Source organism: Bacillus cereus group sp. BfR-BA-01356, from assembly GCF_022663635.1.
GTDB lineage: Bacteria > Bacillota > Bacilli > Bacillales > Bacillaceae_G > Bacillus_A > Bacillus_A cereus.
Window position 1 is genome coordinate 1 of sequence record NZ_JAKUFX010000053.1, and the last position, 13,327, is coordinate 13,327.

Below are 13,327 nucleotides of genomic sequence, written 5' to 3' on the forward strand. Positions count from 1 at the left end.
GGGTTTATTTGAGATGCTTATTTTTAAGAGTATGCTTTTATTTTAGGAATGTTTTGATCCGATGAGTCGAAAGCTCAGGTTGTGCTCACTCTTAAGTTGATGGGCATGGGGGCCAAACCCTATTAGTGCAAAATTACCGTTATGGTTACAAGGAAGTTTTACATTCGGAGGTATTATATTAATTAAATATCGTCTATTCGTTATTTTAATTGGGATAATTATTTACATTGCACTACTACTATTACTCAAAAAGACGAAGATAGGTCTTATGATCCGTGCAGGTGTAATGGATAAAGAAATGGTTCAAGCGCTTGGTATTAATGTAAAAGCGATATTTTCTTTCGTCTTTTTATTAGGGGCAGGGATGGCAGCTTTGGGAGGGTTCTTATTAGCACCGTATTCGGGCGTTATTTTCGCCGAGATGGGCATGCAGTATGCAATTTTAGCTTTTATAGTAGTAATTATCGGTGGATTAGGAAGCGTTCAAGGTTCAGCTATTGCTTCTTTAATTGTCGGATTAGCTGGTGCTTTTACAGCGTATTTTATACCAGATTTATCACTTGCAATTAATATGTTAATGTTACTATTTTTCTTAATAGTGAAGCCAACTGGACTTGTTGGTGAAAAGGGGTGAAATGGTGAACAACACATCGGACCGAATTAAAGTATACTTCGGAGTATGTATGCTCATTTGTTTAAGTGTATTTCCGTTCGTAAATGATTCACGGAGCCTGTTAATTTTGTTCACTCAAATCTTCATCTTTGCTATTTTTGCAATGAGTTTTGATGTATTGCTTGGGTATACAGGAATTGTATCGTTCGGTCATTGTATGTTCTTTGGGATAGGAGCATATGGGGTAGCGCTTTTATTTGATCGACAAGGCGTATCAATAACGAACTTTTTAATTGGAATAGTAGCTGCAATTATCGTTTCAGCAATCGTTAGTTATATAATTGGTTTGCTTTCTTTACGATTGAAAAGTCATTTTTATGCAATGTTAACACTTGCTATTTCACAGTTATTTTTCGTACTTGCTGAAAAATGGCGTGGGCTTACTCACGGAGGAGATGGTTTTACATTTGGGGTACCAGACGTATTCCGTGATCGTTTTACGTTTTATTATGTAACACTTATATGTTTACTTATCATTTTTGTTCTGTTACGTCTTTTCACCAAATCTTCTATTGGAAAAGTATTAAAGGCAATTTCCCAAAATGAGCAACGTGTTGAAGCACTAGGATATAAAGTGCTTCATTATAAAATTATTGCTAGCATTGTTGCAGGAGTAGTAGCTGCGATTAGCGGTGGTTTATTTGTTATCACATTGCGTTTTGTTAATACGACTGTATTTTCAATTGAAATGACATTAAATGCATTATTGATGACGATGATTGGTGGGGTTGGAACGTTAATTGGAGCAATTGCAGGAGCTGGAATTATTGAATCTCTAAAATATTATTTATCAGAACTAGCTACAGAGTATCCGATCTTTGAACGATGGACGATTATTCTTGGTTTATTGTACATTATCGTATTGCTAGTTTTCCCGAAAGGATTAGTTGGCACGGTTAAGGGACTGAAGAATATGAAACGGAATAAGAAGGAGAAAAGTGCAGAAGTGGAGCAAAATGTGTGAAAAATCAATTGTATAGAATATGAAAATCCCTCTTTTAGATTCATAAAGGAGGGATTTTTTATTAACCAAATAGTTCATCAGGGATTTGTTTGAAAGAGTTTTGATTTGTAAAAAAATGAACAGCTAATTTCTCAACTGGAACATCTTCAATTGGTACCAATTTATCATTTTTAATCGGCAAAAAGGCTATCCCTTTTCCGTCCTGAATAAACTCTTCCATAAGCGAATAGGAATCTAATTGTTGAAGTTGACGCTGAGATAAATTATTTTCTTTTAGAAATTGTATCGTCTTATTTCTAAAAGGGCACTTTTTGTCATTACTAACGAAGAAGAGTTCCTTTGAATAGTCAATGATACATTTTTCTTGATCTTTTAGTAAGCCTATAGAAATTGAAGTAGTAAATACTTTTTTAAAACCTGCACCAGAATCATCCTCATAAGTGATGACCATATCAACTTTTTGTTGCTGCAGTAATTTTGGCAAATGACTACTATTTTCTACATATATTTGATAATTCATGAAATTTTCTTTAATACGCTTACTTAAATAATTAGTCAAAATCGATTGTGACGTCGCGATTATATAAGAAGACCCACTTGTTTTAATTTTATCTTTCGCTTCTTCTAATAGAGTTAATATTTGATTCGTGTAATCTAATAAAATGTCACCAGAAGGTAATAAGGAAACGCCTTTGTTATCTCTATGTAGTAAGGGCGTTTCTAATTCTTGTTCTAATTTTTTGATTCTTTCAGTTACGTTCGGTTGAACATAACCTAACTCTTTAGCAGCTTTACTAATAGAACCCTCACTGGCTACAGTTTTGAATATAATAAGATCATTTATTTCCATATATCTCAGCCCCTTATGCACTATCATTATAAATGATACCAAACATAATTTATACCTATTTTACGTTAGCTACTTATCGATTTATCATAATGTATATAAGATTGAAAGCGAGTGATAAACATGATTGGAATGCAATATAAGGTCATTTTGCCAAAGGATTATGACATGGAAATTATTAAGAAAAGGGTAAAGGATAATGGTTATAAAACTGATGGTTTCCAAGCACTAAATTTTAAAGCTTATTTAATTACGGAAACGGAGAAAGACGGGAATTTTTATAACTGCTATGCACCTTTATATATTTGGGATGGTCATGAAGGGATGAATAAATTTATATTTGAAGGGTACTACGATAATATTTTACAATCTTTTGGATGGCAACAAATACATATAGGTGTTCCATTAGTTGTTAATCTAAGTGATGATTTTAAGAAATGTAAGTATGTTGTTGAATACGTGGGGAGTATTTCTCAAAAGAATTCATTGATTGAAACTCAATTTAACTTTTTTAATAAGAATGTCCAGAATACAGAAAATTGTAAAGGGAATGTAATAGTGTATAACCCAGATAAGTGGGGATATAGTCAGTTTGGATTTTATGAAGTAAAGCCTGAAATTGAAGAGATAGAGGATATTACATTATATGAGGTTTTACACATTTCACAGTAGATGCGGAATTGAAATAGAAATAAATTATTTATAAAAAATCCATTTTGATTCAAGTAATAATGTTCAAAATGGACTTTTCTTAATTATCTTATGTATATTCAAAACAAATTACTGCTTTTCTTAATTCTTTATTAAAGAATAAGTAAATACGATCGGCACCATAAGCTTGAAAATAATATCCTGTAACAAATCCAACATATGTAAAGGGATGTCCATATTCATCTTTTGGTACATATAGAAGATTCGTAAAGTCAAAAATTTCGTCTTCGTTATCGCAGTCTTCTAATAATTCTTCACCTTCTTCTGTCATAAAACGAATATCATCTAGGATACCATTTACCACAGGATAATTTAATCCCCAGCCATTTGTTTGTTTTTCAGCAAACTCTTGTTCTAATACTTCTACAGATGTTATTTCTTTTCCTAAGCTAGAATAAGGATAAATTTTTTGATTACGTTGAAAATACTCTTTACGGATTTGATAATCTCTTTTATTACGCTCATAGGCTTGTTCTATTATGTCAGAATTATTTTGTTCGATTTCGAAATAATTCCAATCCGCTTCAAATTTATATTTTCCATTAATGACATCGAATCCTAATGTATCTGCTTTCGTAAAATTTGTGTGAAATGGTTTGGTGAAATCACCCACACAACCATCATGGATTTCTTTTGCTGACACAATATGTACCCATTCGTCTAATTCCGGTTCAATACATTGTAAGTTTATAGAACAAATGGGTAAAAAGTGCTTTTTATGTTGTTCCAAATCATCATAAAATATGTCTTCATATTCAGGGAATGGTTGTATAAATTGTTTAGAAATATGCATGTTCTGCCCACCTTTATATTAGTGATTTGTTTAATTTTATCATTTTATTTTAATTTTTTCTTATTCAAAAATTTATGATACACATAGTTATGGGAATAAAGAGTTCGTAAGTAAGGTGGATGTCTTATTGTTAAAATTTTATCATATGTCGAACAGTTGAGAGATGAAGCAAAGTAAGACTTCATACTTATACATAGCTTTATTACATTCGACACATAACGACAATATGCTGTTCATTTATCTGTTAGTATAATATATAGTTTTTGGGAATTTTTATCATTTTTACATTGGGGGAAGGGAATTTATGTTTAAAAAAATCGCGACAGTCACTTTAGCAGGGACGTTAGCTTTCAGTTTATCGGCATGTGATGAGAAGAAAGAAGTAGCTAAAACTGTATCAAATAATACGAAGGAAGAGCAAAGTAGTGCCAAAAAAGAAAATACGAAGAATGAAGATACAAGAGAATATAATGTTGAAAAAACTACTCAAATTAGAAATCAAAAATTAACAGTCCATAAAGTACAAATAGCACAAGTGGCAGAATATGATAAGCTGGAAAAAGGTAATGAGTTTGTTATTGTTCATGTTACAGTAGAGAATATTGGTAATCAAAAAGTTAGAATTAATCCATTAGATTTTTACCTTGAAAGAGGAGATGGAAGTATCGTGGACCATACATTTTCAACTAGTAATAAAAACGTTTTTAAAATTAAAGATGTAGATCCAAACGGTAAGATAACAGGAGCCATAACGTTTGAAGCGAAAAAAGGTGATTCTAATCTTGAATTAATTTATAGACCTGATGTTATGTCTAAAGAGGAAGTAAAGGTAGAACTTAAATGATATATCCTGTAAAAGCCCAATTGGTGTAAACAAGGTTTTTTATGCAAACTTATACAGGTTTTACATGAAGACGGTATGCTCAAATGAATTTACGTTACGATAAAAGAAAATAATAGATTAGATGGTGTGAATTTCAAACATACTGTTTTGAAAACAAAAAATAAATGCATGATAAGGATTGGCGTTGGAGCTTAATCCTTTTTTTATGAAGATGTAGAGAATGGCAAGTAGACCTAATACTACACGAGTGATGCCTTTAGTTAAGTAAAAGTAAGTTGAGTTATATAAAAAATGTGATTTTCTCTTGCATTACTATCACTTGAGTGGTAAAGTGATAGTAAGATGAACGCTAGGAAGTGATGAAACATGCGTGATAATACGATAGGATCATTAATATGGTTACGTTTAATACGATTTACGAACCAAAGTAATCAAATGTCAAATGAGTTTTTAAAACGTTTTGATTTAACGACAGCTCAATTTGATGTGCTTTTGCAAATACGTACGTATCAACCACTCACACAAATGGAGTTAGCTGAAAAGGTAACTGTTACACAAGGTGGCATTTCTCGAATGTTAACTCGTCTTGAAAAAGAAGGATATATTGTACGAAAACAAGATTGGAAAACGAAAACAATTAGTCTTACAGAGCAAGGAGAAGCTGCTTTAGAGAGAGCATTGCCAGAGCAACTTGCATTTCAATCTTCGTTTTTTGATGATGTATTAAATGAAGAAGAGCAGAAAATATTATACGAGCTGATGACGAAAGTTCATAAGCATAGCGAAAAAAAAGAATTACCGCAAGAGTAATTTTTTTTACCTTATCAATTGACTAATCAAGTGATGAGGTAGGTAATACGGAGATATACTTGACTTACCAACGTTTTTAGAAGAAAAACTAATACTACATTATTAAAGGGGAGAGTAACTATGGAAAAATACCGTATAGATACAAGAAAAGGAATTGAGTTTGGGTTATATTCAATTGGCGATCATGTTTTAAATCCACATAATGGGGAGAAAATTACGCCAGAAAAAAGAATTCACGAACTAATTGAAACAGCTAAGTTAGCAGATGAGGCAGGGCTTGATGTGTTTGCTGTAGGCGAAAGTCATCAAACGCATTTTACAACGCAAGCTCATACAGTTATTTTAGGTGCGGTCGCGCAAGCTACGAAAAATATAAAAATTGCAAGTTCCGCAACGATATTAAGTACATCTGACCCAGTTCGAGTATATGAGGATTTCGCTACCATTGACTTGATTTCTAATGGTCGTGCTGAAATCGTAGCTGGTCGTGGATCTCGTATTGGAGGATATAGTTTACTTGGTTATGATGTGAATGATTATGAAGAGTTATTTGAAGAGAAGATGGATCTTTTATTAAAAATTAATAAAGAGGAACATGTAACATGGAATGGGCAGTTCAGAGCACCACTTGAGCATGCATCGGTGATTCCAAGAGCGAAAAATAATAACTTACCAATTTGGCGTGCAGTTGGAGGTCCACCAGCTAGTGCAATTAAAGCAGGACGTGCAGGTGTGCCAATGATGATAACAACACTTGGTGGTCCAGCAATTAACTTTAAAGTGTCAGTAGATGCTTACCGCGAGGCTGCTCAGCAAAGCGGATTTGATCCAGCTAGTTTACCAGTTGCGACAACGAGTTTATTTTATACGGCAAAAAATTCACAAGATGCACTTAGTGAATATTACCCTCACATTAATGCTGGTATGCTTACACTGCGCGGTGATGGGTATCCGAAACAGCAATTTACAAATGCAATAGATTACCGTGATGCTTTAATGGTTGGTAGCCCACAACAAATCATTGAGAAAATGCTTTACCAATATGAATTGTTTGGCCAACAACGCTTTATGGCACAAATTGATTTTGGCGGTGTACCATTTGATAAAATTGAGAAAAATATTGAATTCATTGCTACTGAAATTTTACCAGCCGTTAGAAAACATACAGCAAAATAAATAAAAAAACTGAGAGTTTAATCGACTCTCAGTTTTTTTATTTGTTCTGGAAAAATGACAAAAAAATGAACTTTTAGTCGAGGAAGAGGGAAGTTATTTTCTATTTTTGAATAACATTATTTCGAGTTTGAATTTTGAAAATACATTTTTCTCTTGACAAAAAATAAGCATTTATCGTGGGTGCTTTCGAGGACATTTTTCCGAGTGAAAGTCAAGCGTATGAAGAAAAAACGATTGTTTTATAGATATAAAAGTAAGAAGTATATTGAAAAAACACATTTTGCTAATGAGAAAAATCTGATTCAAAAAAATGACAAAAGACATATTTCAGACAAAATGATGTCAATAATACGTCAAAAATAACCTGAATTTACTATGCAGGTATATTATACAATTCGATTAACGAATAAAACACTACAGAAATAGTGAAAAGGTAAAAAATAGCATTACAATAGTTTGAAAAACTGAAACTTCATATTTTTCGACAATACATACAAAATGTTTTTGTCTTTTCGTATTTCTTAATAATTGAGTTTGATAAGATTGCTCAATTAACTTTTATTATAAAAACTATGAAGGAAGTGATTTTAGTATGGAAACGCTCGAATTGGCACGAATACAGTTCGCATCAACAACGATTTTCCATTACTTTTTTGTTCCGCTGTCAATTGGTTTAGCTTTTATTATTGCGATCATGCAAACGTTGTATGTGGTAAAAGGGCAAGAGGTATATAAGAAGATGGCAAAGTTTTGGACGCAATTATTCCTTATTAACTTTGCAGTAGGTGTAGTAACAGGTATTTTACAAGAATTTCAGTTTGGTATGAACTGGTCAACGTATTCACGTTTTGTAGGTGATGTATTTGGTCCCTCGCTTGCAATTGAAGGATTACTGGCATTTTTCATTGAGTCTACATTCCTAGGTTTATGGGTATTCGGTGAGGACAAATTACCGAAGCGAATTCACTTAATGTGTATTTGGCTCCTTTCAATTGGAACGATGTTATCAGCATTCTGGATTTTAACTGCAAGTGCATTTATGCAGTCACCTGTCGGGTATGAAATGGCAGCTGATGGTCGTGCGCAAATGAATGATTTCTTAGCCATTATTCAAAACCCACAACTATGGGTACAATTCCCGCATACAATTACAGCGGCAATTGCAACAGGTGCATTCTTTATTGCTGGTGTAAGTGCATGGAAAATTACAAAAGGACAAGAAACTGTAGTATTTAAAAAATCTTTCCGAATTTCTATCATTGTTGGAACAATTACAACGGCGCTTGTATTGTTCTTTGGTCATGCACAAGCGCAACAATTAATTAAGACACATCCAATGAAGATGGCGGCAGCTGAAGCGCTATGGAATACAAGTGAGGATCCAGCACCATTTACAGTATTTTCGAAAATTGATACAGAGAAGAAAGAAAATTCGTTTGAAATTCAAATCCCTTATATGCTAAGTCTATTATCGTATGATAAGTTTAGCGGTCAAGTTGAAGGGATGAATCAAATTCAAAAACAATATGAGGAAAAATATGGACCTGGAGATTATATTCCTCCAGTGCATACAATGTTTTGGAGTTTTAGAGCGATGGTAATGAGTGGAACATTCATGCTTCTTCTAGGAGCTTACGGATGGTTCTTATCAAGAAAAGATCGTTTAGCTGAAAAAACGTGGTATTTAAAATTAATGGTGTATGCAATTTCTCTTCCATTCATCGGTAATACAGTAGGGTGGATTATGACTGAAATGGGTCGTCAACCTTGGGTAGTATTTGGGGTAATGAAAACAGAAGATGCTGTATCACCAAATGTAACATTCGGTGAAGTATTATTCTCACTTATTTCATTCACATCAATGTATTTAATTATGGGTGGAATTTGTGTGTACTTATTTGTTCGTACCATTAAGGGCCACACGAATAAGAAAACGAAAAAGGATTATCAAAGCCATGATCCATTTGATAAGGAGGAAGAGTATGTTATCTCTTAATGAGTTGTGGTTTTTAGTTATTGCAATCTTGTTTGTTGGATTCTTCGTACTGGAAGGTTTCGATTTTGGTGTAGGAATGGTTTCGAGGTTTTTAGGAAAGAATGATTTTGAAAAACGAGTTTACTTAAATACAATAGGACCGTTCTGGCACGCGAATGAAGTATGGCTTGTTTGTGCTGGTGGAGCCATGTTTGCGGCATTTCCGCACTGGTATGCAACTTTATTTAGTGGTTTTTATATTCCATTTGTATTTATGCTTCTTGCTTTAATTTTAAGAGGTGTTTCCTTTAAATTTCGTGCAAAAATAGATAATCATAAATGGAAGAGTGCATGGGATTGGGGGATGTTTATTGGAAGTATGTTACCTCCTATCCTTTGGGGAGTTGCGATTGCAAACTTTATGGTAGGTGTACCTATTGATGAGAGTAAAAATGTTGTAGGTGGATTCTTGCAATTACTTCATCCATTTGCGTTACTTGGAGGAGTAATGTTTCTCCTACTATGTATTGTTCACGGATTACAATTTCTTACGATACGTACAACTGGTAAATTGAGAGAACGTGCACGAATTGCTGCAATAAAAATTGCACCATTTTCATTAATTACACTTCTTGTTTTTGCTGGTGTGGGGTTATGGAAAACCGACATTTTCACTGCTCATGGAACAGAATGGATTATGGTACCAATCGGAGCTTTTGTAGCACTATTAGTGTCCACTTTATTAAATAAAAGAAGAAGAGATGGTTGGGCTTTCTTTATGACGAGTTTAACAATCATTTTACTAAGTGCGAGTGTATTTATCGGTATGTTCCCACGTGTTATGATTAGCTCTTTAGGAGCAATGAATGATTTGACAATTTACAACGCAGCATCAGGAGCTTATGCATTAAAACTTATGACTTACTTTGCGATTGCTATTTTGCCTTTCGTTATCGGAAGTCAAATATGGAGTTATTATGTATTTAGACAACCTGTTAAGTCAGACAACGATTTGGAGTACTAATGAAAAGAAAAAGAGGACTTCCGTCTTATCCCGGTAGCCGTATTTTATATGTAGCGTTAACGATTATTAGTATTTTAGAAGCTTTTAGTATTATTGCGCAAACAATCTTTTTAGCACGAGCTATTACGTTTTTATTTCATGGAGAGACAGTACAAACAATATTAAGTGAAGTTGTTTATTTTGGTATCGCGTTTGCAGCGCGTAACATAGTAGTTCGAACATCACAAATATTAGTGGAACGTTTTGCTGAAAAAACAGGGTCGTTACTAAGAAAACAATTGATAGAGGCATATTTCACATTAGGTCCAAGGTATGTTCAAACTGTTGGAACTGGTCATCTGGTTACCTTATCAATTGAGGGGATTGAGAAATTTAAAACATATATTGAATTAACGATTCCTAAAATGATTAGAAGTAGTATCGTTCCAGGTCTAATTGTACTATATGTTTTTACGCTAGATATTGAGTCTGGAATCATTTTAGTTGTAACGATTCCTATCGTGATCATATTTATGATTCTTCTCGGATTAGCAGCGCAAAAAATGGCAGATAGTTAGTATGAGATATATCGTGTACTTTCGAATCATTTTGTAGATACGTTAAAAGGTTTAGAAACATTAAAGTATTTAGGGAAAAGTGAACAGCACGAAGGAAAGATTGAAAAAGTAAGTAAAAGATATAGAAAAGCAACGATGCGTACTTTGCGAGTTGCTTTTCTTTCTTCTTTTGCATTAGATTTCTTTACGAGTTTATCAATTGCGTTTGTGGCAGTTGGATTAGGGATACGTTTAATAGATGGAACGATTATACTATTACCAGCCCTTACAATTTTGATTTTAGCTCCGGAATATTTTCTGCCGATTAAACAAGTGGGAGCAAATTATCATGCGACATTAGATGGACAAATTGCGATGGAGCAAATAGAAGAGATTTTGCAACAACAAAAAGGAATACAAAAGAAAGATTTAAATGAAGATATAGTATGGAATGCCTCTAGTAGGTTGAAATTACAAGATATCAAAGTTAATAATACTGAATCTGAAAAGGCTATATTAGAAGGAATTAATTTTACTTGGGAAGGTAACGGTGCTATTGGTGTTATTGGTGAAAGTGGTGCAGGGAAATCGACGTTAATCGACGTATTAGCAGGTTTTTTATCTCCTTCGAGTGGAAAGATGTTAGTAAATGGTCTAGAAGTTGATGGATCTACTCGTGAAGATTGGCAAAAAAATATTGCTTATATTCCGCAGCAACCTTATATTTTTCCGCTTTCATTAAAGGATAACATTCGTTTTTATGAAACAAATGCAACAGATGAAGAAGTTGAAAGAGTTATTAATGAAGTCGGCCTTCGTTCACTCGTTACATCTCTTCCAAATGGGATACACGAAAGAATTGGAGAAGGTGGACGTATGCTAAGTGGCGGACAAGAACAGCGTGTTGCTATGGCGCGTGCGCTTTTAAGTAAAAAACCAATCATTTTATTAGATGAGCCTACGGCACATCTTGATATTGAAACCGAATTTGAAATAAAGCAAGCGATGTTACGTTTATTTAATGGAAAGTTAGTATTTTTAGCAACTCACCGTCTACATTGGATGAAACAAATGGACCATATCCTTATTTTAAATAAAGGGGAAATGAAAGAAAGTGGGACGTATGAAGAACTTTTAGAGAATGAGACATTACATTTTCATAGGGAAGAGAGGGGAGAGAAATGAGTAACTGGGTTAAACCTTATATAAAACAAAATAAAGGTAGAATGACTTTAACTATTTTCCTTGGTCTTCTTGGAGTTAGTTCAGGAGCGATGTTACTTTTTATTTCAGGTTATTTGATCTCAAAATCTGCCCTTAGACCAGAAAATGTAATGGCTGTATATGTTCCTATTGTTGCAACAAGAGCGTTTAGTATAGGGCAAGCTGTATTTCATTATATAGAGCGCCTAGTCGGGCATGATGTCGTACTACGTATATTAGAAAAAATGAGAACGAGGCTATATAGAATAGTAGAACCACAGGCGTTATTTTTCCGTTCTCGATTTCAAACGGGTGATATGTTAGGAGTGTTATCCGAAGATATAGAGCATTTGCAAAACCTATATTTACGTACAATATTTCCTAGCATATTAGCGTTAGTTGTTTATAGTATCTTCGTACTTGTTATCGGTGCATTTGATTTTGTTTTTGCACTTATTGTAGGTTGTATGTTAGCTATTATCGTTTTTCTTCTTCCGTTTGTATCATTACTTTTGATGAAGAAACATCATGTTACTTTAAAGCAAGGAAGAAACCGTTTGTATCAACAACTGACAGATGCTGTTTTTGGATTATCTGATTGGCAGGCAAGTGGTCGTAAAGATGAATTTATTAATGAGTATGTAAAACAAAATGATCAGTTGTTAAAAATCGAAAAGAGAGTGAAACGCTGGTATCATATTCGGGACAGTATCATTCAATTAGTAGTAGGTATTGTAGTTATTTCGATGATCATATGGACTGGGAATGAAGCGGCAAGTGAACAAATTGCTCCTACAGTTATCGCAGCTTTCGTATTAATGACTTTATCTGTAACGAACGCGCTTATTCCTATTGTAGATGCCATCGATCGAATACCGTCGTATGTAGAATCTACCCATCGTCTTAATGGCGTAGAAAGTAATAGTGTTTTACATGATGAAGCGGATTTGCATGGAGAGAAAGATTATATTGAACCAAAACATGTAGATATTGAACTGAATCACGTATCGTATAGTTATCCAGATAGTAATGAGATTGTATTAAAAGATGTATCATTACAAATAAAAGCAGGGAAGAAAATTGCTATTTTAGGGAGAAGTGGGACAGGGAAATCTACTTTACTAAAATTGTTAACAGGGGCGTTAAGCCCAGTAAATGGCCAAGTTGTCTTGAATGGTGAAAGAGCTCATACGAATCTTTTATCTAAATATATTTCTGTATTAAATCAAAAGCCGCATTTGTTTGATACGACAATTGGAAATAATGTACGAATTGGCAAACCAGAGGCGACGGATGAAGAGATATGGAAAGCTTTAGAGAAAGCACAATTAGCTTCACATGTTACTTCTCTTCCGGACGGATTACAAACAAAAATGCATGAAATGGGAAAGCGGTTTTCTGGTGGGGAAAGACAAAGGGTTGCTTTTGCTAGAACTCTTATGCAAGAAACACCAATTATTGTACTTGATGAACCGACTATCGGTTTAGATCCAAAAACAGAATTGTCTTTAATCGAAACAATGTTTTCTGCAACGGAAGAAAAGACGGTTATTTGGATTACGCACCATCTTGTAGGAATAGAACATGTAGACGAAGTTATATTCCTTGATCGTGGCCAAATTGTCATGCAAGGTAGTCATAAACAACTTCTGAAAGAAAATGAAAAGTATCGTAAACTTTATGAGTTAGATAAAGGAATATAATTTGAATAAGCAATAATTGTAAAAATAGCTACGCCTAATGGTGGAGCTATTTTTTTGTTAGATTGCAG

10 protein-coding genes and 2 pseudogenes are annotated in these 13,327 nt (G+C 33.8%); 10 read left to right on the plus strand and 2 right to left on the minus strand.

Features of this window, described 5'->3' with window-relative positions; translation table 11 throughout:
* Positions 1-106: 106 nt before the first annotated feature.
* Both MR168_RS17895 and MR168_RS17900 read left to right on the plus strand, forming a co-directional pair.
* A pseudogene (locus MR168_RS17895) lies at positions 107-634 on the plus strand (branched-chain amino acid ABC transporter permease); the annotation flags it as partial.
* A 49-nt stretch (positions 635-683) separates the two neighbouring features.
* Positions 684-1,637 carry a branched-chain amino acid ABC transporter permease gene (locus MR168_RS17900; RefSeq protein WP_002040965.1) on the plus strand — a complete coding sequence of 318 codons (954 nt, stop codon included), beginning with the start codon at positions 684-686 and terminating at the stop codon, positions 1,635-1,637.
* Between the two features lie 61 nt (positions 1,638-1,698).
* Here MR168_RS17900 and MR168_RS17905 read toward each other — a convergent pair whose 3' ends face one another.
* Positions 1,699-2,487 carry a LysR family transcriptional regulator gene (locus MR168_RS17905; RefSeq protein WP_000405005.1) on the minus strand — a complete coding sequence of 263 codons (789 nt, stop codon included), beginning with the start codon at positions 2,485-2,487 and terminating at the stop codon, positions 1,699-1,701.
* A gap of 120 nt (positions 2,488-2,607) precedes the next feature.
* Between MR168_RS17905 and MR168_RS17910 the strand changes: the two genes are divergently transcribed.
* Positions 2,608-3,156 (plus strand): DUF4865 family protein, encoded by a 549-nt coding sequence (locus MR168_RS17910; protein WP_016122327.1) that lies wholly within the window; start codon positions 2,608-2,610, stop codon positions 3,154-3,156.
* Between the two features lie 88 nt (positions 3,157-3,244).
* Here MR168_RS17910 and MR168_RS17915 read toward each other — a convergent pair whose 3' ends face one another.
* Positions 3,245-3,988, minus strand: coding sequence for a hypothetical protein (locus MR168_RS17915; RefSeq protein ID WP_044307241.1), 744 nt, complete (start codon positions 3,986-3,988; stop codon positions 3,245-3,247).
* A 304-nt stretch (positions 3,989-4,292) separates the two neighbouring features.
* Here MR168_RS17915 and MR168_RS17920 point away from each other — a divergent pair, with 304 nt between their 5' ends.
* From MR168_RS17920 to cydC, 7 genes and pseudogenes are all read left to right on the plus strand, one after another.
* Positions 4,293-4,832 carry a DUF4352 domain-containing protein gene (locus MR168_RS17920; protein ID WP_000473159.1) on the plus strand — a complete coding sequence of 180 codons (540 nt, stop codon included), beginning with the start codon at positions 4,293-4,295 and terminating at the stop codon, positions 4,830-4,832.
* Between the two features lie 366 nt (positions 4,833-5,198).
* On the plus strand, positions 5,199-5,642 hold the full coding sequence (locus MR168_RS17925; protein ID WP_001205523.1) for a MarR family winged helix-turn-helix transcriptional regulator: 444 nt from the start codon (positions 5,199-5,201) through the stop codon (positions 5,640-5,642).
* 120 nt (positions 5,643-5,762) lie between these two features.
* Complete coding sequence (locus MR168_RS17930) at positions 5,763-6,818, plus strand: LLM class flavin-dependent oxidoreductase (RefSeq protein ID WP_086411456.1); 1,056 nt, start codon at positions 5,763-5,765, stop codon at positions 6,816-6,818.
* Positions 6,819-7,410: 592 nt separating this feature from the next.
* A complete protein-coding gene (gene cydA / locus MR168_RS17935) occupies positions 7,411-8,814 on the plus strand; it encodes a cytochrome ubiquinol oxidase subunit I (RefSeq protein ID WP_000448870.1) in 1,404 nt (467 codons plus the stop codon).
* Positions 8,801-9,817 (plus strand): cytochrome d ubiquinol oxidase subunit II, encoded by a 1,017-nt coding sequence (cydB, locus tag MR168_RS17940; RefSeq protein WP_000950083.1) that lies wholly within the window; start codon positions 8,801-8,803, stop codon positions 9,815-9,817. Before cydA ends, cydB begins: the two co-directional genes overlap by 14 nt.
* Positions 9,817-11,538: pseudogene (gene cydD / locus MR168_RS17945) on the plus strand (thiol reductant ABC exporter subunit CydD). The gene cydB and the pseudogene cydD overlap by 1 nt, the downstream one beginning before the upstream one ends.
* Positions 11,535-13,259, plus strand: coding sequence for a thiol reductant ABC exporter subunit CydC (cydC, locus tag MR168_RS17950; RefSeq protein ID WP_086411455.1), 1,725 nt, complete (start codon positions 11,535-11,537; stop codon positions 13,257-13,259). Before cydD ends, cydC begins: the two are co-directional and overlap by 4 nt.
* The last annotated feature ends 68 nt before the right edge of the window (positions 13,260-13,327 follow it).